This window comes from Desulfitobacterium elongatum, from assembly GCF_055378975.1.
Map to the genome: position 1 here is coordinate 3,425,081 of NZ_AP038772.1, position 22,381 is coordinate 3,447,461.

Consider the following 22,381-nt stretch of genomic DNA (forward strand, 5'->3'; position numbering starts at 1 on the left):
GTACGCCTTTTACTTAACATAATTTTCGCATTGTAGTAATTTTAACACATAGAAAAGGGATACAACAGGGCACGCAGTCGGGCATAAATCGGACATGGTTTCGGACATTTTATCCCAATGCCTCTGCTCCAAAAAGCATAATCTTAAGCTTATAAATAAGCGGCTCTTGTTCCTTCTGACGGTCTTCTCGTCACATCCAAAGCTTTCAGCAATATCCTCTATCGTCATATTGTCCCAATATTTCATTGCTATTACATCATAATACCGCGGATACCCCCTGCAACTCATCCTTACGCGTTTCTAAATAACATATACCCCCCCTTGAAATCCTTACTCATATGTGCTTGCTAGGAGTAAGTCCTTTAGCCATTTTGGTAAATGGTTTACTTTCTTAAGCTCTAAGATTTTCTTTGCTACTTCTGCGGCATCCTCTTCCCGCCAAAATCGATCCCTTTGATAACATTCCTGGCTGCAGAACTTTCGCCCGTTAACTCCTAGCGATTTGAATTCTTTTCCGCAATACTCGCAAACCAAGCGATATAGGAAGCAAAATACTCACTGAGCACCAGGAGTTTATCTTTATGATAAATTTGGCATAATTTTTTTCAAAGACGAAGTGCCACATCATTTTTTTGATTTCCGTCTGCAAGGTAAGCTTGCCTTTTGTTGCTAAGATAGCTTGCATTAAAGAGGCATTGGCATTGACAAACTCAAATATCGTGATAATGATAGTGCCCGGCATGCGGGGATCATATGTTGGGATAAAGATTCTATCGAAGTTGAAGATAATTATTTGATGATTGAAAATCCCATTCTCTGTATAATTATCCACATATCCCTTTATTCAGTAAAGATAACTGATTTCCTGCCAAAATAAAACAATCTTAATTGTATTATTTATAAGCCCTATCTAAAAAATAAAAAGGCTCCGCATGATGAGTCTTTTAGAATATTCTGTTGAAATCATTAATCTACCTCCGCAAAAACAAATCCCCCACCTTCAGCCCATTCTCCTTAACCAACTGCCGCCAGCCCATTTCCGCCGCAAATTTATAGGCAAACCTCGGAAAATTAGGCACTATAAAAATATTCTCCTCACCAGAATGACCGGCCATATTCCCCGCCACCGTCTCCAATGCCTTGCCCAAATTCTTCTTTGGCCCTTTCCCTACCGGGACATTCTTAATCGACGCAAGCATTCCTCCTGCTCCGATTCCCACGCCCTGCCCCCATAGCCAGCCGGATTTTACGCACCAGTTTTCCACCATTTCAAGGGCCAGCCCACATTGCTCTCCCTCATAAAAGCCGCAGTTCACTAGGCAATAAACCGTCACTTGCGGCTTGGTTTTTTCTTTAAAGTAACTTTCCAGTTGAGCTAAGCAACTCAACACATGGGAGGGAATTCCGTCCACATATAAAGGAAATGCCAAAACCCAAATATCCTGCTCTGCCAGCTGCTCCACTTGCTGCTCACTCAGCTGCGGCTTACGGAAATCAACTTCTGTAATCTGACTATCGCTTAACTGACCATCACCCATAACTTCCCGCAACGCCTGCAAGGCAGCTTCCGAAGAACTGTCCTTCGCCTTGGGACTCCCGTTGATCATCGCTATCTTCAGCATAACCGTCCCTCCAGTTCAGCCAATTCCCGGACAAAAGAAACTTTGACCTTCTGACAGTTCAGGTTGACTACATTCGCCCGGACTAACTTTTCCGCTGTCCGCTTTTCCTTTTCAGTTACCTCACCATAAAACCAGACCGTCAAATCAAAGCTCTGATCATATCTCCGCTTATGGTGCATTTCCCCGTTTCTGATCTCAAAATAAGGATGAATATACGAGATGCTTCGGTCTAACACATTTTTGACAAACGGGCTATACCCGCCGTAGAAGCATTGGCTGACAATTACCAGTTCACTGCTGTGCCCCAAATCCGCTCCCATATCCCCATACGCATCCCGGATTATGCAGACTCCGGGTGTTTTTATCCAGCAGCCAAAGCAGCCGATACAGTGCTGAATCTTCCCGTTATTGGCGATGATTTTGATATCACTGCTCGGCTCGGGCATGATTTCAGCGAATCCTTCCTCATTAAGGTCATGGATCAACAATCTCATAATGTGCTCCTCCCTGAAAAACGGTATCGGTATCCCGGCATAGATACTGAACCGCCTTCCGTCCTGTTTCGGCTGCCACCGGCAGACCGCCGGGCTTCATCAGGCGCTGGCCTGCAAAATAAACATTTTTAATACTTACGGGTTGGGTGGGATAGCTTTCTCCCTTATCCCCTTTTTCCATGATCGACATCCAGGAACCTTTATAGGAGTGGAGATACCGCTCATAGGTCAGCGGCGTCGCCACATCCCAAACCTCAACCTTACCAGCGGTTTCAGGATATTTCTGGGCCAGGATCCGGATAAAGGCCTCCGCCAGTTTTTGCTTTTCAGCCTGATAGGTTCCGTTTTCCCGGCAGGCTTTCCAGTAATCATAGCTGTCACCGTCGATAAAGCAGGTAATGGCGCTGCAGCCTGCCGGCGCATAGCCTTCAAAGCCGGCATAGTTGTTGATGGCGATGAGAGATGACGGGATTCCTCCACAGAGCAGCGGTTCATCCGCAATAAAAGTTAAGCTCTCCGGCCGCTGGGACAGATCCGCCTTTACGCCCACACCGATAAAGGTATCCAGTACAGGTCTGGTGGTGGTACGCATCTTTTGGGCCCAGGGTTCCACAATGGGGGGATCAAACAAATTATCGATGGCAGCCAGGGTATCTTGGGTCACGATTACCGCATCAGCCGGGATTTGCTCACCATCAATCATTACCCCACAGGCAGTGCCGTTTTGTACCACTACCTTGCTGACCAGCTTGCCATATTCGATCCTGCCCCCCAGCTTTTCAAACGTCTTGGCTATCCGCCCGGCCATGGCCAGGGAGCCGCCCTCGGGATAGCCACCGTCACCGGAGGCCAAGGTGGCGATGGTAACCAGCAAACCCACGGCATTATACTCAGCGCCGATCAAATTTTCCAGCATCAGCCGCAAAAGCGGACTTTTAAAGCGCTGGGAATATTCCTTGCAGGTCTGCTTGACATAAAAAGGCAGGCGCAGCAGCGCCGGTAGCATCCCCGCCAGTTCCCCCAAAGACATTGCCGATTTTTGCTTGACCCTCACCCCTTTAACATCTGTAAGCGGCATGCCAAACTTCATGAATTTCCGGAGATCTCTGCACATTCTGTCGATTTCCTTTTCATCCTCCGGAGCGATCTCCGTAAAATGCCGGCGCAGCTTCTCCACATCACGATAGAGATAAGCCGTCTGGCCGTTATATTCAAACTCATTAAAAGGATCCCGGTTATAAATCGTGACCGTATCGTCCAAAGCACCCACTTCACGCCACAGCTTATTAAAGGAAGTCTCAGGCGATGAACCGGTCAGCCAGTGCATGCCGCCCTCGAACAAGTAACCTTTTCTGTGCCAGCTGGTGGATGCTCCGCCGGGGATGACGTGGCTTTCATAAATCGTAACGTCAAACCCGCTTTGTTGTGCGTAGACCCCCGCAGTGAGACCGGCAATTCCTGCGCCGACAATAGCCACTTTTTTCATGATTATTTCCTCCTAATCATATCCACGATCCATTCGCTTTCCGGGCAGGGAATCTCGGGACTCAGCGCTATTTGCTCCGCGATGCCCTGAATGGCGGACCAATAAGCGGTCGCCAAAGCGAGAGGATTTCCGTCCCGGATGGTGCCATTTTCCTGACCTTTTTGAATCAACAGCGTTGTCGGTGTGTAAATGTCGAAACCCTGTAGCATGTCTTTGATCCTCTGGGGCGCTGCCTCGTTATAGTGAGCCTGACTCATCAAGACAAACATCTTGGCAAAAAAGGGTTCCGTTTGGAGAAAGTTAAAAATCTGCCTGGCGACACCCTCAAAAAAAACAAGGGGCTCCTTACCGGCTGGGTCCATCATGTTCATCGGCTCGGAAACGCCTAAGGTGATCAACTCCTCATACAGTTTTTCTTTCGATTCAAAGTAGTGAAATAAAAGACCCACACTCATGCCCACCTGCTGGGCAATATCACTGATTTTGGTTGCGGTATATCCTTTGCGGATAAAGAGATCGAGGCCTGCGGCAAGAATCTCCTGCCTCCGTTTTTCTTTCTGCTCTTCACGTACGCCCATTGATTGAACCTCTATTCATTGAATTTATATTCAATATTTTATGTGAGAATTCTCCTATATGTCAAGAGGTACAAAAATAAACCTCTATGAAATTCTTCGCCACAGCTCATCCATAATGGAAAGTATGCTTTACATTTTTCTCGGCAAGGTATATAACAAATGTAAAGCTAGCTTTCCATTTCGTTATGAAGGGAGTGTCGCAGTGAAAAATCGCTTAGAGGAAATCCGCAAGCAGCGCGGCATCAAACAGGAAGAGCTTGCGGAAGCATTGGAAGTTTCCCGGCAAACGATCGGCTCTTTGGAGAATGGGGCTACAATCCTTCAATCACCTGGCCTTCAAAATCGCCCGCTATTTTCAAATGCCGATTGAGGAGATTTTTATTTACGAGGAGCATTCCTGTAATGAATTAAAATGATCTTTGAAAAAAGAAATACCTCGCTGTACTATTACGAGGTGTCGTCCGTCAAGTCGACCCTTAATTATCTGTACAGGAGGTACTCCCAAATGAATAATAAGCAAAAACAACGAATTAAGCAAGTATCAGAAACAACTCTTATCATTGGTGCAGATATCGCAAAAGAAAAGCATGTAGCCAGAGCTCAGGATTTCAGAGGGATTGAGCTTGGTAAACGGCTTATCTTTCATAACAACGATAGCGGTCTTACCCAACTCGTAAACTGGATTAGGGACTTACAAGCAAAACATGATAAAGAGGATGTCATCTTGGGATTAGAGCCTACGGGCCATTATTGGTTAGCAACAGCTCAGTTTCTTCACCAAAGTGGAATCAAAGTCGTTTTAGTTAACCCCTACCATGTAAAGAAAAGTAAAGAACTTGATGACAACTCACCCACTAAAAATGACATTAAGGATGCCCGTGTCATTGCTCAACTTGTCAAAGATGGAAGGTATACAGAACCTAATTTACTAACAGGAGTCTATGCCGAATTACGAGTCGCAATGGTTCAACGGGAACGGTTAAACAAAGAGTTGAACCGAGTAAAAGGCCGAGTCATCAATTGGCTGGATCGGTTTTTCCCAGAGTACCTACACGTATTCAAAAATTGGGAAGGTAAAGCATCTCTTGTGACGTTAAAGCGATTTCCATTACCGCAAGATATTCTCAAGTTAAAGCCCGAAGAGATTGTGGTTGAGTGGAAGGAAGAGGTTCAACGGGCAGTAGGGATGAAACGGGCTAAGCTGCTTGTTGAGCAGGCAAACGTCTCAATTGGTTTAACATCGGGTCTCACGTCTGCGCGCTATGAGTTAAGGCAGCTTCTTGAGCAGTATGAACTTTTTTCGAGGCAAATGGAAGAACTCATGCTTTACGTTGGGCAATTGCTGAATGAAATCCCGAGTTCAAAGAAAATGATGACTATACCCGGAGTAGGATGGGTAACTGTAGCCGGCTTTTTAGCTGAAGTTGGGGATATAAATGGTTATGAACATCCTCAACAAATCATTAAGTTGGCGGGATTAAATCTTAAAGAGAACAGTTCAGGTAAACACAAAGGGCAAACAACTATAGTTAAACGAGGTCGACCTCAACTTAGGGCCCTACTGTTTAAGTGTGTGTTACCTCTAGTCGCTAAAAATCCTGAATTCAAAGCAATACACCGTTATTTAACCACAAGACAAAATAACCCCCTAAAGAAAAAACAATCACTCATTGCATTATGTGGAAAACTCATACGAATTCTATTTACATTGGGGACAAAAAACCATACCTATAATCCACAAAAGGTTTTAAGTCTAGTTCATTTGGAGCAACATTTAGCAGCTTAATCGGATAGCTCATTAGAACAGATTCAAACTCATTCTTTATATACTTGAGGACAATTGAAGCATGGAGAAGCCGGAGCAATTTTATCCATAAGGGCGTTTGACCCAGCAGAGGAGCTTATCTGGCCTCCACCCCTTGAAAGGTAGAACGAAGGAATGTAAGGGCCGTTTACGGACCCCGTGAGACATGGGAGGGTAAACCGCAAGGGTGATTGTGGAGATCCATTATGCGATCATATTTTAAACTAGAGGCACTAGCCTTTGCTGTAACACAACCCCACCATCCATATAATCACATTGCTTCAATTATAAACCATCAAGCCGATATGCTCTTAAAGTGAAATTCTAAGAATGAGCGAGATATAACGAGAAAATTTCAAATTATAGAGGGAGGATTGACATGAAGAATCGTGTTACCCGCCATATCTTGTTTATCCTGCTGGGCATTGTGCTGATTGCGGCAGGAATTCAAATTATCAGCGAGGAATTAAAGGCTGTTTCCGGTGTATGTATCGGAATTGGCGGCGCATTAATCAGCACTAGTGCAGTAAATTTGCTTATCATCGCTACTATAGTAAAAACCCTGCCCTCAAAAGGCAAAGTGATATCGATGCTAAAGACGAGCGCAATGTTGCCATTGCCAATAAAGCTAAAGCCAAGGCTTTTGACATCCTGATCAAAATTCTGATCATTATTCCCTTCCTGTTGATCCTTGTTGATTTACCCATATGGCTGATCCTCTCCACCATTGCCCTTTACCTGTTGGGCTTTGGCTTGCAAATATATTTTACTAAACGCTTCAGCGAAGTAATGTAAACCGGTCAGCAGTAAAAACGGATCAATAAAGGGATTGCAGCGGACCAATCGGCTCGCGGCAATCCCTTTATGAATTCCCCCAAGTATGTCAACAAATACCAGATTTCAGGAGCTGCTGTTCAACGAATTTAGGGAAACAAGGATGGCGGAAACAGAGTAAACTCATCAGCAACGTTGTTTAGGCTAGAAGTCTCCTACTGTAATCCCGATAGATCAATGCCGAAATTGAAAACCAGACGCTAAAAGTGATGATTTGGGATATGACAGCGTGAGAAGTGCCGTGGCCAAACTTGAAATAGCCTAGATTTTGCTGAATAAAACCCAACAGCACTGCAACCCCGACAAACCCAATTATATAAGGGAGAAGAAATTCGATCTGAGTTTTTCATCCGTAAAAATTATTTATTCATTTGCTGAGCCGAAGCAATTTTCTTTCTATATCCGAACTGACTTTTTCGACTTTCCTGTTCAGTCAACTTAGCCCTTAATAAACTTGGCCACCTTTTTGGGATCCGCCCCGGGATTCAGCCGCTCAACATGTTCCGCAATTTTCGCCGCTGCCTCCTCAGCGGTGAACTTCGCTGCCTGATCAACGATCTCCTGACCGAAGTAATTCTCGACTGTGCAGAATACGGTAGAGGACCAGCCGTTTTCTTCCCCTTTACGGGAAATCTTTTGCTGTCTGCCGCACATGGTTATATACATTTTCATCTGCAGTTCGGACAAAGCCCGTTCAAAGCCGGAGGCCTCCTCTTTGCCAAAGCCGCCGATTTGTTTAATGGCATGGAGGGGCAGAACTTCATTTTCGCTGATCAGGTCATAAATCCGTTTGGCCTGGTGACTCAGCTTACCGGCGGTGTATTCTTCCGCGAAAGTCCGGCTGCCCCGTCTGACCGCTAAAAAATACGGATAACATTCTTTGGTGATGTAACCGCTCTTTTTGAAAAAAAGTTTGGCATAGGCAATATCATCCCGTTCGTCCAAAACTCGCATCCGCCACTCCCAAGGATCGGTTTCCGGGTCCCCGGTATGCCAGCGGACCGGAGTATCATAAGGCGGCTCTTCCTGCCAGGTCCAGGGAACCACTGCGAAAATCCCTTCACTGTTTCCCCCACCCATGGAAAATCCCGCCTCAAGCAGGGTATTCATAAAATCGTTATAGTTCCGGATCATAGCTCCGCCTCCAGTAAATAGTTTCATAATTATTCCATTTATATCTTACCATAAAAATGCCAAAAAGCTGATTGGAATCCAATCAGCTTTTCTCTTTCAGTACAATTTTCAAGCTTAACCGACCAGTGCCCCCTATAGATTCTCCCTATTCTCCTCCCAAAGCCGGATACGTTTTTCATCTGCTCCCCATTACGAGAGTTTCATCACTACTACGGGTTATTCCGCCCCTATACTTCGCATCGGTACTCTCATCCTTGTGGTTCTTCCACTTGGATTTCTCCCTTACCATCGAAGTCGTAGGTTCCCACGTTCCACACCGAAGCCTGTGCTAAGTTCACGCCACCTTCATGCCGGCCACCATCTGGACAGTAAACAGGTTTCCTCCAGACTTATCCCAGGCTAACGACAACCTCCTGGTTTTGATGACATTCCTACGCTTTCGACACGTTATCAGCGGTTCATCTGTATTCGTCTCCATAGCACTTACCTGACGAGATCTAGCCTCGCCTTTTCCTTAACGCTCACTACCGTGGCTTTTGACAAAAGCAGCTTAAGGTGGTTTGGTATCTCTACCTGCATTGCGATTCCGAGGGGCCAGCCCTCATCTTCTGTGCAGCATAGCTGCTGTTCATGCAACAGTTCTTGTCACATAAACGCGCCTTCGTGGCCACGATCGTCAGCATACCGTACTAGTGTACCTAAATGTCCGAATTTCCTTGTCCAGACCTTATCAAAATAATTAAGATATATATTGGAAAGCAACGGCGAAATGACGCCTCCTTGTGGAGCACCAACCGTATTTCTCTCCACAATTCCATTCTCCATTACACCTGCTCTTAACCACTGTCTGATAAGTTCTAGCACGCGTCTGTCTGATATCCTCTGCTCTACCAACACCATTAGTTTTTCATGATTGATGCTTCCAAAATAGTCCCTAATATCAGCATCAATCACCCAAAGTGCTTCCCCTTTGTCTGCTACTTCGAAAATCTTGTCCATAGCTTGCTTCGCACTTCTTTTCGGTCTGAATCCGTACGAGCAGTCCAAGAAGTCTGCCTCAAATACTGGTTCAAGCACTATCTTAGTTGCCATTTGTACAATTCTATCTCTAATTATTGGTATGCCAAGCGGTCTCTTCTTTCCATCAGCTTTCGGGATATATACCCGCCTCACCGGATGTGGACGGTAGTTGTTGTTTCTAAGTACTTCAGATATTTCACCAATCAGTTTATCTTCTCCATATGCTTTAACATCTGCTATACTGACTCGGTCAATTCCACCTACTCCACCATTGGTCTTTACACGTTTCCATGCTTCTGTCAGTATATCTATTCAGTAGATTTTATCGTACATCGCATGGAAACGGCGTTTTCTGTTTACTTTGGCGACAAGGTGTAGTTTCCTTTGGAGTTCTCGTGCTTTTTCATTGGTGTTATTAGTCTTTTGGACATTCACTCGCACTTACCTCCTTTGAAAACGTGAATAAAGTCGTGCCCCTTTCCTATATGCAGTTTTGTTGTTTGCACAATAATCGGTGTAGAGTCGAAGGAGGTCGGCCAAAGCCTTCCTCCGTCCGCTCATTCAAACGGATCGTGCAGTTTTCCCGCAATCCGCTTTCCTTTATGTCATCTTATAGATGCAGTCTTTAAGTTCAAACTTGGAATAAGTGATATAAGATTTACCAATCCATAAGTATTGTAGAGCGATTTTACTGGATATTTCCTCCAGCCATTATTGCGCCACTTTTTACGTTGATGACTCCATAATCTTCGAATAATCCAGCGCTGCAATTTGTTGAACAGTTTCCGCACATGAGCTTTACGGTAGTAGTTTCCCCAACCTCGAATAACCGGATTAATCCAGTCTATGAGATCGAAGAGTTTAAGGGGAATTCTACGTTTTGTTCGTTCACGAATTGTATCCATGAAACGTTTAACTGACTTTTCGGTGGGTATGGCATAGATATTGAGTCTGTTGGGGCCCTTTCTAATCTTATGCTGGGGGAGTTTTAGTCCCTGACCGCGCTTTACTTTGTACCCTAAAAACTCGAAACCTTTATCTACTTTAGTGATGCGGGTCTTTTCTGGATGAAGGGTAAGACCTAGCGCCTCTAAGATAATCCTAGCTTCTTGCAAAGCACGTTGTGCTTCATGCCTTGTTTTGCAAAGGACTACCCAGTCATCTGCAAAACGAGTAATGTTGTACCCTTTCCCCTCCATTTTATGATCAAACGGGTTGAGATAAATGTTACTGAGTAATGGACTGATTACTCCGCCTTGCGGTGTGCCTTTTGGGGTGGGATACTTTTTACCCTTGTCCATGTATCCAGCTTCTAGCATTTGTCTCACCAACTTTAGGACTCTACTATCGCTTACTTTCTCTGCAAGCATGTCTATTAGACGTTCGTGGTGGACGTTTCCAAAGAAGTCTCGTAAATCAGCATCAACTACCCATTCACAGCCGGACATAATTTCATGGTAGATCTTACGCATGGCTTGGTGTGCAGAGCGCCCCGGTCGATAGCCAAAACTGCAATTACTGAATTCAGGTTCGAAGATTGGTTCAAGTCGATTCTTCAGAGCTTGTTGACAGACTCGGTCTCGAATAGACGGAATACCCAACGGTCTCTTCTCATTAGGCTTATTTCGTTTAGGTATATTAACCCTGCGTACAGGCATTGGCCTGTACATTCCTTCTTTGAGTTCCTTGTGAAGCTTCAAGAGTTCATCATTAGCTACTTTCTCAAAGGAGGGAATTCCAACTTTGTCTATTCCTCCACTACCTTTGTTTGCTCTAACTATCTCCCAAGCCATCTTTAGATTAGTTGGATGATAAACCTTGTCAATTAACGAATGAACTTTCTTAACTGTACCATTTTCCATTAACAGATCTCGTCTCCTCCGCTTGCAAGTTCTGGGTCTTTCACAAAGGGAACTATCCTTTCCTTACCGCCTACTCACGAATCCGTTTCTGGCTACTGGTTCCATAAAGCGAGCCGACTTCCCCCTCCGCTCTACCTTTTGGACAGAGGGAGGCCACCCATACTAAGATGGGTGATCCTAGCGTTTCTGTTGTTCGCTGGTTAAAGTACTATTCGGCTCTCCGACTCCTCGCACCACATCAGCTTCCACTTCGGGGTTTCCTTATAGAAAGCCTTACTGAATTACTGCGCTTGTCTTACTGAGATGGCCGTGCGCAACAACCGCCATCTCGGCAATTTTATACACCGGCCCATAGCAGTGTTCTTATTCAGATGATACGAGGTATCCGTGGGTCACTACGTCATCTTCCGCACCGTGCCGCCCGCACACACCTTGGTACGATGGGTGGACTGGAATTGCCTTCGCCTCCATAGTGCAGGCTCGACCTTACCCCATCTTTGGCCGACCGGTTCGCAATTCGGGTGGCCCCGTTTCACTACAGCCCGGTGCTTCTCCTCAAGCCCTTCAGACTCCACTTCACAGTGGACGCCCTGCCCTCTGATGCAAGCGCATCAGCCTCTGAGGAATTACCCCCAGATTTGGATATGAGTCCCCCAATCCGGGACTCAGTGGGACTTTAACCCACCTGATGAACGTGCTGCCATGCACGCACTATGGCTCTGCTGACTCCTCACGATAAATCTTGTTTCAACCAGGTTTCTTACTCTGTTTCCACCTGTCCGTGAGGCCTCCCACGGTAAGACGATTCACTTTCATTCCATGTACCCGCAGCATATACGCTAACGTGTCTGTGTAGCTTTAGGACTTCGGCTTGTTTGGCAGTCTCATCCCACGTTTAACGCCTGATACTGTTCGTGTTCCTCGGGTCGGAACTTTGCCGCTGGCTTCCTTCAGATTCCACCTCACGATGGACACCCTTGCCTTAAGCTAATGGTTGGTCGCTACATACCCCCATAACGGACTTTCACCGTCTAGTTAATCGCCATGCGTGGCGCACCAAAAAAACAGCAGGCGGTAAAACCACCTGCTGTGAAAGACTATTCTGCGTATTTCTTAATTGTCGCCTTTGCTTCGTTTCCAATCCTCGATCATTTGCGTTGTCACTGGATCGCACATATCATAATAATGCTCAATTTTATAGTTTGCCAAATCAAGACATTCTTGCAGCTCCTGAATTCGCGTTTCGATTTCTTGCTTAAGGTTAACAAGAAGTTCTCGTCTGGCTTCTTGAGTGGAATCAGCAGAGTGAGCGAGTCGAATGTACTCTATGATTGTTTCTAAGGATGCGCCCGCTTTCTTGAATTTCAAGATAAACTCGACCCAGTGGATCGCCCGTTCATCATAATCTCGGATACCCGACCTTGTTCTAGGAATAGGAGGTATTACTCCGATGCGTTCATAATAGCGCAAATTATCAATGGATACTCCTGTTCGTTCTGATACCTCTTTTATGGTCACAACAACTTCTACCTCCTTACTTAATTCTTGCACTTATTTTATCACAGAGAGATGGCATTCTATCACACCTATCATAAAAAAGAGAGCTTATTAAGGATGCAAATTTCTAAACACCCAATAAGCTCAAAGTTTTAATATCTCCACTGTCTACTTGACTGGGGGCGGTTCATTTTGCAACGGCCCCTCTATTTTACTTATTCTTTATCAGTTCGTAACTATATGGAATGATCTATCCCAGTAAAGCTCTTTTTACCCATTGTTACACGCTGTACAATTCCCGACATGACAAGAATTAGAAATACAGCAAGGATAAGAAGGACGCTCACTGCGATCCATCCACTCATCTCACCAAAGGTATACATCAATGTACCGGACAGAGGGAGTTCTTCACCACCTGCCACAATATTGTATCGAAGCGCGAACACTCCAATCAGACTTAACAGACCAGAAATCCCAAGTGCTTTCATTGAACGTTTACTCAAAACAAGAATGACCAATGGAATAAACATCCCCATAATCACTTGGACAAAACCGAAAGTGAACTGTTTGGGTCCGACAAACAAATGTTTAACCAAGGCCCGTCCGGCATCGTTCAACATGAAGACAGCGAGGAGATGAAAAGCTAAAAGTAAGACTTCTAATACTACCATCCAGATCTTCATAGAATGGATCGCTGCTTCTGTTCCTTTTCCCACAAGTTGAGTTGCTTTTGGAAAGAAGGTTTGTGCGAAGCTGATTAAGCTGAGTCCAGCCACAGAACCAGAGATAAGGAATAAGACCGGTAACAACGCGGAATTCCATAATGGACGCCCAGGAACTGCGGCCAACAAGAAACCCGTATATAATCCTAAAGCAGCGGCAAAAACAACACCTACTTGACCCCAACGCTTACTCCGTACATCTTCTTTCCAGACGAACCAAGTATAGACCAAACAAACCAATCCATAAACCAAAAGGATAAAGGAACCCCAACTCATAATGGAGAGCGGATTGATACGAAAGAACAGAGTCAGCGCCCGTAAAGGTTGCCCTAAATCCACAATCAAAGCCAACAGTCCGGGGATCAACGTTGCTAGAGCCATTACACTCGCTGGTTTTGCCAAAGGGTTTAACGTTTTCACACCAAAGACCGGACCAAAACTAGAAATTAGGAAAAGTCCTGCACTTAAGCCCGCTAAGAAAAAATAGACGACAATCAGTGGCCCAAAGGCGGCATGATGCTGAACTTGATACACAAATGTCATGTCCACAGTTCTTACCTCCCTTTCACAAGGTTGGCATAGTCCACGCCGACTAACGCATCATCCAACCCAATATAATAGACGCTGGGCTTCGTACCCATTTCCCGCCGTAAAACTTGAGCCGGATGCTCATTTAATAATCGGCTCACGGCACTGTTTGGATCATTGAGGTCCCCAAAGAATCGGGCATGAGCAATACACGTACTTACGCAAGCCGGAAGAAGCCCTCCTTTAACTCGATTAATGCAAAGATCACATTTTTCCGCCGTTCCGTTCTTCGGATGCAAATAACGAGCATCATAGGGGCAGGCCGACATACAATAACGGCAACCTATACATTTTTTTTGATCCACGACAACAATACCGCCTTCGTCACGATGTGTCGCTTTTACTGGACACACTTGTTCACACGGTGCTTGTTCACAGTGGTTACATAAGCGAGGCAATTTAACCCTCGTTACATTAGGATATTTTCCTTTATCCGCTTCAACCACCCAAGAGCGAAAGAATTTCTCTGGAACGTTGTTTTCCATTTTACATGCTGCAGTACAGGCATGGCAGCCCACGCATCGGCGCAGATCAATTACCATTCCGTAATGCGCTTTTAGCTCGGTGCTCATTCGTTCTCCCCCTTTGAATTAAAACCAAGTCATAAATGCAATTTACGCCTTTTCCAACCGATATGCGCCGCCATTCCGACTGGGAATACCCGTACTCATCTCACTAAATCCAAAAATCGTTTTATACGAAGGATCCACTAACCCAATTCCGCTTAACAGGACACCCGTCCCCAGCGTAGGATCTCCTCCGATATTCTTATCCCCTACTTTATGCGCCCTTGCCCCATACTCCCAGTGACCATAGCCGAACGCGACACCAACTGTACCTTCGGCAACACCCGGCCGAACTTTCAGGATACCGACTACTTCTCCGCCTGTTGCAGAAATTAGCTTTACTTTATCTCCATTCTTTAACCCAAAGCGCAAAGCATCGTTGGTATTAATCTCGATGGCATTGGTCGGATTTAAATCGCGCAGCATCGAATTCACTAACATCGTTGCGCTTCTGAACTTCGCTTTAAACGAAGCTCCTCTTAATGGCCATTGTTCTTCTGGGAATGCTTTTCTTAACGGTGTGCCGTCCGCAAAGGCTTCAGGATTCCAGCCGATAACACCGGAGAACGGTTTGCCTGTAAACGAATTCTTGGCAGTCGCTAGTTCTTCACTGTAAATTTGGAAACATCCGGGATTTGCATATTTGTAATTATCCCCTACATATCCAGACCCGTACGATTCAAACCGTCCCCCTCTAGACAGGACATACATTGTCTTAGACAATTCTTCCGGCTTAACACTGTTTTTCCATGTCGCAGCAACGCTATCTAAATCTTGCATTTTGCTCTCTGCCGCTGAAAGATCAGGGACCGGAGTCTCATCATACGCAACATTGGCAACGCCTTTCAGGAAAAAGTCTTCAGGATTATTCAAAGGATACATCTTATTGTCTGGGCCTGGAATAGCTTCATCTCCATAACCTGGAATACCAATCTTTTTCGCGACGTCAATTAAATAATTCTCAAAACAAGCAAAGCGACCGTCTTGCAGTTTAGCGGTCATGGGTTGAACGACAGGCCAACGAACTCCTGTTCCCTTCCCTGCAAAGTTCCCCCAAACGAATGGAAGTCCCCAACTCTCATATTGGGTCGTATCCGGAATAATGTAGTCTGCTAAGACTGATGTTTCCCCCATATAGGCGTCGAAAGCGATAAAGAGCGGGATCCGCTCCACTTTCTTCATTTCATCAACGACTTCTTTGCGTGCCGCTCCCGGCGTGGAGAATAGTGGGTTCGCCATCCACAGCATAAAGACCTTTGCTTGGTACGGATAATTGTGTATCATGGAAAAAACAGCTTGATTATCCGAGTTTCCCCCGACAAAATTCACAGTCCCGAAAGGATACCAAGGAAGTTTAGCCGGGTAGGGGTTTTCACCCTTCGCCACTTTATTTTTAAACTCCGTCGTTTCTTCATAGGCGAGTCCGGTACGGCAAATACTTACCCCTCGGGCCTTTGGAGGACCAATGAGTTTATATTTTGAAAACAGTAAATCGAAAGATGCTCCACCAACGCCGGGAATGAGTCCACCTTTTTTATAGGGAGCCCCGACTAGAGTCGACAATACATGGTGTGCCAAAGCGCCGTCCATTCCGTTTGCGGCTGCGGTGTTCCCCATTCCATCAAGACCGACTTTTGTCCCATGGGAGGTAAACTCTTTGGCAATTTCAATTATAGTATCCTCCGGAATCCCACAATCCTTGGCATAAGCTGAGATTTCTTTGCTGAAAGCACTTTCTTTTAAGAATAGAAAACCGGTTTGTACTTTAATCGCATTCCCGTTTTTATCCTTAACTTCCCCACTAAAGAAAAGATCGCCTTCCGTTGATTGAGTATAGATAGCCGGTTTTCCTTGCGCTTTATCCATGACGATAAAATAGTCCGGTTTCTTAGGAGGCATTCCAGCCGACGGATTGGATTCGGGAAGAGTGGGCAATGGAAGTCCTAGATCTTCAGCCCGAAGAACTTTTCGGTCATTCGGATGGCTTGGGTCATTAATCACAAGGTGACAGGCATTGGTCCAACTGTTAAATCCTCTTTCTTTCGCCACTTTAAGATTAGGTGCCGTGAGGAAAGCTGCATTAAATCGATTTTTCTCGATAATCCAGCGAATCATAGCCATGGCAAAGGCGCCGTCTGTGGCCGGTTTAATGGGAACCCATTTGCCACTGTCCCCGATTGGGGCTATTGCACCGCCATTCATCACGGGATCGACCACAACAAATTTTAGTCTTCCTTCTGCTGCTCCAGCCGTTACTTGGCGGGAAGCTGCCTGAAAAGGTGATCCACTGTGTCCCGGAAACATTCCGAGATAAATAATAAACTCCGCATGGCTCACATCCGGTTTAACGAGATTGCCGCTTGCTACCTGCGCCGCAGGTATTTTGGACCCTCCTCATGTGTAAGCATGGGTATACGTATTACGGGTTCCGAAAGCACCTGCAAATCGAACACCAAAGATCGAACGGCCATCAAAACGACCACCAAGCATAACTAATTGATTCGCTTTTGGACCTAATTCAGGCTGTTTTGGGTCAATAAGCGTATTTAGATCATACACTTGTCTTAATCCTTCAATCGGCGTGGTCTCCCCCAGATGTTGAAAGGGCGTTCCCCCTTCCACGGTTTCTTGTACTGCTTGCTCCCAAGAGATCGGCTGCCATTTTCCGTCCCCACGCTTATCAGCACGTTTAAGGGGGACAAGCACCCGATACGGATCATAATGCGCTTGTAGGGTTGCATTCCCACGAGCACAAAGCGTTGCTCGAGCCTGATGGCCTTTATCTTTATAGTGACTAAACGCAAGGTAACTTTCTGTTAAGGGCGCTTCAATGGGAAGATGAGGTTCTGCATTGGTCGGACTATACGGATTTCCAAAGACCCGCACAATCTGCCCCGTCCGTTTATCAATCTTCACTCGATTACCACAGGAACTGTAACATCCTAAACAAGAACTGTTGCGCATCACAATATTGGGATTGAGTTCAACCTTACCGGTCTTAGGATCGATACGGGCCTCAAGTTCTTGTCCTCCTCCTGTAGCGGATAAAAATTCCGGAGGTTGACCTGCGAAGCTTAGTTTCTCCATTCCTAAACCAGTAACCGCGGCCGCACCGAGAACTGCAGATAATTTAAAAAAATCACGACGTTTCATGGATTGCTTTCACTCCTTCTTCAAGATAAAAAATTAGGTTGAAAAGGCATCGATTCTCTTTTACTCAACTATATCTACATTCCCCCCATCCCTTTAGCGTCACCTTAATACTTTAATGCTTTAATGCTCCTTCATCCCCCCCTTGATTCGCGTCGATTTCAATCTCCCTTAAATCTGACGCGATCCAAATTTCTGCAGCCCGAGCTGCTTGTGCATAGTAACCCGGAGCAAGATCTTGTAAAGCCCGGGCAAAATTTTCTATCCATTGACTCAGGTGTTCGCGTAAGAATTGAAGTTCAAAGGTCTGCCACTTTAAAGCTTCGACCTGATTCTCTTTATCCCAAGCCATTTGTTCCGCAACACAAAGCATCGCCATAAATGCCAACTCAAAACCCACATGATCCGGTAAGGGTATCTCTTTAAGCGGAGTAAATACATTCAGTGCCTGAGGGTGAAAGTCAACAGCAGCATAACATGCAGCGACATGGCTCGCCTCCATGCTATTCAAGGTTCCAAAAGGCTTACGTTCTCCTGTTCTATAGTTCAATAAAGCGGACTCATACGGAGGAACATACTGCCCTGACATTGGAACAAAAAAGCAGTCATAATACTCTTGGCGAAGTCTCTCTATAAATTCGTGGCTATCCTCAGGAATAACTGCACCAAACGTGACTGGATAAGTTTCTACTTCCTTTAATAAATCCTGTAAAGCCTCAATGTACTGTGGAAATTGAGAAACACTCGGTTCTTGAAGAAAGATTTCAGCCAAAAAAGTATATATATTACCCCGAGACTGGGCATGTAGTACCTTATCCTCAAACATAAAGTCACCTATATCCTTTCTTAGCACTTTGCATAAGCTCACACTATCACTAAATACTTTAAATTTTTAACTTCAAAAATGCTTAAGTTTTGTGTCATTAACCATTCTTTACACCCTCCTATTTCCAAATTTCGCCCTAGGCAACAATTAGTTTAATTATATTCTTCAATTACTTAATGTTAGTTCAAAAAAAATTGAACTTCCCTCCTTCACCGGTTTGTGGCTCCATATTATCAATTGCGTTTTGAACCTCGGTGTAAAAAATATTAACTTTTTCTTAATTCATGATTTGTATATTCTCCAGAAATCATTTAATTCCTTCCAATGGCTTTAAATTTTTTTCCAGAGAAAGTTCTGGTTACTTAAACATGAACCGGTAGAACTTCTTCCTAAGAGTACAAAAAAGCACCTCATTAAGCATTAACGAAGCGCTTTCAATCATAACTATTCTAAAAGTGAACGGTTCCGTTTAAAGAACTGGATATAATTTAAAATGAACTTTAGTTCTCCAGCATCTAAGTCGCGTATTGCCCTAAGAACTGCCTGGACACGAGGATCACCCAAAAGAGAAATAACATCTGCATTCAATGAACCAAGCAAATTTTTAACATCCTCTTGTTCCAAGAGAAAATAACAGACTGAGACTCCGAGCGCATTAGCCACGTTTTCCAAGGTGTCCAAAGAGGGTTCAGCCTGGTCATTTTCAATCTGACTAACCATTGCGGGAGTAACTCCAACTTTGTCTGCCAAAGCGGCTCCCGTAAGTCCTTGCTTCTCTCTCTCAAGACGCACCCTTTCTCCGATGGATATTGCATCGGTAGACTTTTCCAGAAAGTAACGTACCGTAACGCTTAACGCTTCTGCAAGCCGCTCCATTATTTCTAAGTCTGGTTCTTCCGACCCTTCTTCAAATGCCTGAATTTGTTCCCCAGGAATCCCTGAGAGTTCACTGAGTTCTTCAATGCTCAAGCTTCGCCCTTGACGTATAAAACGTATTTTTTCTCCATGAATTGCTTCCTTCTCAGGGCTAAATAAATAAGTTGGGGAAATATTGAGCGCTTCGGAAAGTCTTTTTACCATAGCGACTGAAGGCTTTTTAACCCCACGCTCAATCGCACTTAAGAAAGAACATGAAACGCCTAACTGATCCGATAAAACTTGAAGAGTCATCCCCCGTTGTTTTCGGAATTCCCGTATCGTTGTACCTAAAGTCATTATTCTGCCGCCTTCCCAAGAATATTCAATCCGAACAGCAATAGCATAAATTTAGTGAATATTTTTTATTATTTTCGCTAATACATTAGACAAAATAAGTCATAATTCCTCTTTATTCTACGTATTTTCAGGCTTTCTTTTTAAAACGGTAACCTTACTTCTTAATAGGCTCATCATAACAGGGATCCTACGTTCTCATGATCAATGTCTGTGGATTCGTCTTTCTGATTAAACATCTTTTCAATATGAGCTTCCTTACAGACAAATACAAAGGTATGATTGGATTTATATTTATAGCACATAAGGTCATACAATAAATAATAATCTTCAAATCCTATAGTGGCAACATTGAGGCTTTTCCTAATGGAGTATCTCCTTTTATAGTCATCAAGACAAACCTTTTAGATCAGCGGTGTAAGCATATGAATCATACCCACCATTCCCAATTGTTCAAGTTGATCCAGAACATAGTCTCTATAACTTTCACCACAGCCATCCTGTAATCCTCCCATTTGTGCGCCCATCTTAAGTTTATTTATCTCTCCCATAAGCCTAACATTCTATTCCATAAGCTTTTTCTAAAGCGTCAATATATTTCAGTCCCTATATTTATTGCGCTAATACTGGTTGAAAGTCACGACCAAGCTCTGTCAAGGAGTATTGTTAGATGAAAATAATGAAGGGTGTGTTTTATTTGGAAAATACTGCAGGGTTTACAAAATTAACTAAATTAAATTGTCTCTACAATAAAAATATGCACACTTATTGTATGCATATTTTTATTGTAGAATTTTTGGACCAAGTAATCCGGCAACACCCCAAACTGAACTGAATAACCCTTGCATTTTTGCACGTTCTTCCCCAGGATATAGATCGCCAATAATGGTGAATGTCAAGGGCATCACGGCACCTGCGCCGAGACCTTGGAAGGCGCGAAATAAAATTAACTGATGCATCGTCTTGGCCATACCGGAAACCATCGAACCGAGGACGAAAAGCATAACGCCGAAGATAAAAATGAACTTTCTTCCAAACAAGTCCGCAAGTTTACCGTAAATGGGCGTTGTGACCGAGGATGTGAGAAGATAAATCGCAAAAACCCAACTGAGCAAATTCATACCGCTAAGTTGTTGCACAATTTGAGGCATTGCGGTCGTAACGATGGTCGTATCGATTGCAACCAGTAAAATCGAGACAAGCATCGCAAGCGTGACCATTTTACGTTGTGTTGTTTTTTCCATGCTCTAACCTCTTTAAAATGAATTATTCTCTATTTTCTACACAGTCTTACATCCTACCGAACCGATTTTAAGAAAAACAAAGAAACCAATCATGATCGGAACCATCGCCCAGACGTAAATTAACCCATAGCCGGTAATTTCCGCAACCATTCCCCAAAGAATCGACCCAATCCCGATGCCAAGGTCAAAGCCCAGGAAAAATGTAGCATTTGCTGTTCCTCGGCGTGTGGGTTCAACATTTCGAACAGCCATAGCCTGTAAGGAAGGCTGTATCGCTCCGAATCCCAGACCATAAACAAACCCAGCAAACAAGAATGCACCTAAGGAATGGGCAAAATATAAGATAACCATTGCTGCTAGGATTGCTGCGGTGCCGGGGATTACCGCAAAGGAGGTGCCTTTTTGATCCGTGAGTCGACCAAAATATGGACGGGATACGAGTAAAGCAATCGCATAAACGGTAAAGAATAGCCCAATATTTTGAACTTGGCGTTCTTCCGCGTAAAGCGCGATAAAGGATACAACCGCTCCATAACTCATATTTATAAAGAGTATGACTAAACCCGGTAATAAAGCGGATTTTTCAATGAATGATTTCTTTTGGTTCGGTTTCTGTTCGGGTTTTTGCATTTTAATAGGTAGTGCAATTAATATCGCAAGGATGGCAGATAGTGCGGAGAGATTAAATACGGTGGAAAACCCATATCCGGACATGAGGGACAATCCCAGAGCAGGTCCTACAGCCATAGTGAGAGTACTGGTTAAACCAAAGTACCCCATCCCCTCAGCGAATCGTTGTTTAGGGATTAGGTCAGAGGCAATGGTACTCGTCGCTGTGCCGGAAGCCCCCCAACCAAAACCGTGTAGGAAGCGAAGTACTAGGAGAAGTAAAAGGCTAGGTACCCAATTATAGGCTACGGTACAGAGAATAAAGCCTCCTAAACCGTAAAGGAAGACTCCTTTTCGTCCTCTTTGATCAAGCAAACGCCCGGCTATCGGTCTCATGATTACCGCTGAAAAGGTAAAAATGCCCACAACAAGTCCTGCCCACGTATCGGCACCACCCAGTTTTGCTGAGTAAACCGGAAGAACAGGTAAGAGCATTTGGAACCCAAGAAAAATAAACAGATTAGCCACTGTAATCAGGAAGAATTCCTTAGTCCATAAGGATTGCTGCGGTGAAGGCTTTACTTCAGAAACCATAATAACCCTCCTTCAAGCTCACTGTATAATATCTAGATAATACCTACGACTCAAATCCAACATTGGCGGCCATTGTCTTTAAGACTCTGATAAGAGTTTCCTGATCTTGCGGGTCCAAGCCCTTGGATAATATGGAATTCCACTCCCCTAAGACTTTTCTAATTATCGGTAAAACGTTGTAACCTGTTTCCGTTAAGTAAATTCGCCACACCCGTTTATCTTCAGGATCGGGGCTACGTTCTACATACCCTTTTTCTTGCAGCTTGGCCACAGCACGGGCCACATTCGCCCTATCCACTCCTATCGCGGAGAGTTTATCCTGTATGACACCATCGTTTCTTTCTAAGGCAAGTAAGATGGGGTACTGACCGCTTCCTATATTATAGGGAGCCAGCTGCTTGGAGATATGCGCTTGGGATTGACGATACAACACAGAAATAAATCGCCCGATTGAGACTTCTGGGTTCATCTTTGACAAGAGATTGCTCACCTCCGATGTATTCTTATACTTCTACATTATCATATAGTCGTTGCGTACG

Annotated in this window: 22 protein-coding genes and 1 pseudogene; 3 read left to right on the top strand and 20 right to left on the bottom strand. The window is 44.5% G+C overall.

Annotated features, from left to right (window positions below; translation table 11 throughout):
* Positions 1-9: 9 nt before the first annotated feature.
* From ACZ42W_RS16185 to ACZ42W_RS16205, 5 genes are all read right to left on the bottom strand, one after another.
* Positions 10-288, bottom strand: a complete 279-nt coding sequence (locus ACZ42W_RS16185) for a sigma factor-like helix-turn-helix DNA-binding protein (RefSeq protein ID WP_464166310.1) — start codon at positions 286-288, stop codon at positions 10-12.
* A gap of 683 nt (positions 289-971) precedes the next feature.
* Positions 972-1,622 carry an NADPH-dependent FMN reductase family protein gene (locus tag ACZ42W_RS16190; protein ID WP_464166311.1) on the bottom strand — a complete coding sequence of 217 codons (651 nt, stop codon included), beginning with the start codon at positions 1,620-1,622 and terminating at the stop codon, positions 972-974.
* A complete protein-coding gene (locus ACZ42W_RS16195; protein WP_464166312.1) occupies positions 1,616-2,116 on the bottom strand; it encodes a flavodoxin family protein in 501 nt (166 codons plus the stop codon). The genes ACZ42W_RS16190 and ACZ42W_RS16195 overlap by 7 nt, the downstream gene beginning before the upstream one ends.
* Positions 2,097-3,602 (bottom strand): phytoene desaturase family protein, encoded by a 1,506-nt coding sequence (locus ACZ42W_RS16200; RefSeq protein WP_464166313.1) that lies wholly within the window; start codon positions 3,600-3,602, stop codon positions 2,097-2,099. Before ACZ42W_RS16200 ends, ACZ42W_RS16195 begins: the two co-directional genes overlap by 20 nt.
* 2 nt (positions 3,603-3,604) lie before the next feature.
* Positions 3,605-4,180 carry a TetR/AcrR family transcriptional regulator gene (locus ACZ42W_RS16205; protein ID WP_464166314.1) on the bottom strand — a complete coding sequence of 192 codons (576 nt, stop codon included), beginning with the start codon at positions 4,178-4,180 and terminating at the stop codon, positions 3,605-3,607.
* Positions 4,181-4,382: 202 nt separating this feature from the next.
* Here ACZ42W_RS16205 and ACZ42W_RS16210 point away from each other — a divergent pair.
* The 3 genes and pseudogenes from ACZ42W_RS16210 (at position 4,383) to ACZ42W_RS16220 (ending at position 6,639) form a co-directional block, all read left to right on the top strand.
* Positions 4,383-4,596 (top strand): annotated as a pseudogene (locus ACZ42W_RS16210) (helix-turn-helix transcriptional regulator).
* A gap of 89 nt (positions 4,597-4,685) precedes the next feature.
* A complete protein-coding gene (locus tag ACZ42W_RS16215; RefSeq protein WP_464166315.1) occupies positions 4,686-5,966 on the top strand; it encodes an IS110 family RNA-guided transposase in 1,281 nt (426 codons plus the stop codon).
* Positions 5,967-6,363: 397 nt separating this feature from the next.
* A complete protein-coding gene (locus tag ACZ42W_RS16220) occupies positions 6,364-6,639 on the top strand; it encodes a hypothetical protein (protein ID WP_464166316.1) in 276 nt (91 codons plus the stop codon).
* Positions 6,640-7,256: 617 nt separating this feature from the next.
* Here the strand turns inward: ACZ42W_RS16220 and ACZ42W_RS16225 are convergent.
* From ACZ42W_RS16225 to ACZ42W_RS16295, 15 genes are all read right to left on the bottom strand, one after another.
* Positions 7,257-7,979 carry an AlkZ-related protein gene (locus ACZ42W_RS16225; RefSeq protein ID WP_464166317.1) on the bottom strand — a complete coding sequence of 241 codons (723 nt, stop codon included), beginning with the start codon at positions 7,977-7,979 and terminating at the stop codon, positions 7,257-7,259.
* 618 nt (positions 7,980-8,597) lie between these two features.
* A complete protein-coding gene (ltrA, locus tag ACZ42W_RS16230) occupies positions 8,598-9,284 on the bottom strand; it encodes a group II intron reverse transcriptase/maturase (RefSeq protein WP_464171046.1) in 687 nt (228 codons plus the stop codon).
* Complete coding sequence (locus ACZ42W_RS16235; RefSeq protein ID WP_464166318.1) at positions 9,285-9,407, bottom strand: hypothetical protein; 123 nt, start codon at positions 9,405-9,407, stop codon at positions 9,285-9,287. It lies immediately after the preceding gene.
* A gap of 170 nt (positions 9,408-9,577) precedes the next feature.
* Positions 9,578-10,834 (bottom strand): group II intron reverse transcriptase/maturase, encoded by a 1,257-nt coding sequence (ltrA, locus tag ACZ42W_RS16240; RefSeq protein WP_464166319.1) that lies wholly within the window; start codon positions 10,832-10,834, stop codon positions 9,578-9,580.
* A 1,113-nt stretch (positions 10,835-11,947) separates the two neighbouring features.
* Positions 11,948-12,352 (bottom strand): MerR family transcriptional regulator, encoded by a 405-nt coding sequence (locus ACZ42W_RS16245; RefSeq protein ID WP_464166320.1) that lies wholly within the window; start codon positions 12,350-12,352, stop codon positions 11,948-11,950.
* A gap of 215 nt (positions 12,353-12,567) precedes the next feature.
* On the bottom strand, positions 12,568-13,596 hold the full coding sequence (gene nrfD, locus ACZ42W_RS16250; protein WP_464171048.1) for an NrfD/PsrC family molybdoenzyme membrane anchor subunit: 1,029 nt from the start codon (positions 13,594-13,596) through the stop codon (positions 12,568-12,570).
* A gap of 11 nt (positions 13,597-13,607) precedes the next feature.
* Positions 13,608-14,213: a 4Fe-4S dicluster domain-containing protein gene (locus ACZ42W_RS16255; RefSeq protein WP_464166321.1), complete on the bottom strand. Its 606-nt coding sequence runs from the start codon at positions 14,211-14,213 to the stop codon at positions 13,608-13,610.
* Between the two features lie 42 nt (positions 14,214-14,255).
* On the bottom strand, positions 14,256-16,544 hold the full coding sequence (locus ACZ42W_RS16260) for a molybdopterin dinucleotide binding domain-containing protein (RefSeq protein ID WP_464166322.1): 2,289 nt from the start codon (positions 16,542-16,544) through the stop codon (positions 14,256-14,258).
* Between the two features lie 57 nt (positions 16,545-16,601).
* Positions 16,602-17,360 carry a twin-arginine translocation signal domain-containing protein gene (locus ACZ42W_RS16265; protein WP_464166323.1) on the bottom strand — a complete coding sequence of 253 codons (759 nt, stop codon included), beginning with the start codon at positions 17,358-17,360 and terminating at the stop codon, positions 16,602-16,604.
* Positions 17,361-17,472: 112 nt separating this feature from the next.
* Complete coding sequence (locus ACZ42W_RS16270) at positions 17,473-18,210, bottom strand: TorD/DmsD family molecular chaperone (protein WP_464166324.1); 738 nt, start codon at positions 18,208-18,210, stop codon at positions 17,473-17,475.
* A 417-nt stretch (positions 18,211-18,627) separates the two neighbouring features.
* Positions 18,628-19,398, bottom strand: a complete 771-nt coding sequence (locus tag ACZ42W_RS16275; protein ID WP_464166325.1) for a helix-turn-helix domain-containing protein — start codon at positions 19,396-19,398, stop codon at positions 18,628-18,630.
* Between the two features lie 401 nt (positions 19,399-19,799).
* On the bottom strand, positions 19,800-19,946 hold the full coding sequence (locus tag ACZ42W_RS16280; RefSeq protein ID WP_464166326.1) for a hypothetical protein: 147 nt from the start codon (positions 19,944-19,946) through the stop codon (positions 19,800-19,802).
* Positions 19,947-20,177: 231 nt separating this feature from the next.
* A complete protein-coding gene (locus tag ACZ42W_RS16285; RefSeq protein ID WP_464166327.1) occupies positions 20,178-20,639 on the bottom strand; it encodes an MFS transporter in 462 nt (153 codons plus the stop codon).
* A 36-nt stretch (positions 20,640-20,675) separates the two neighbouring features.
* The gene (locus tag ACZ42W_RS16290) at positions 20,676-21,842 is read right to left on the bottom strand and encodes an MFS transporter (protein WP_464166328.1); all 1,167 of its coding nucleotides are present in this window, start codon (positions 21,840-21,842) and stop codon (positions 20,676-20,678) included.
* Positions 21,843-21,885: 43 nt separating this feature from the next.
* Entirely contained in the window at positions 21,886-22,311 is a 426-nt protein-coding gene (locus tag ACZ42W_RS16295) for a MarR family winged helix-turn-helix transcriptional regulator (protein ID WP_464171049.1), read from the bottom strand.
* Positions 22,312-22,381: the final 70 nt, after the last annotated feature.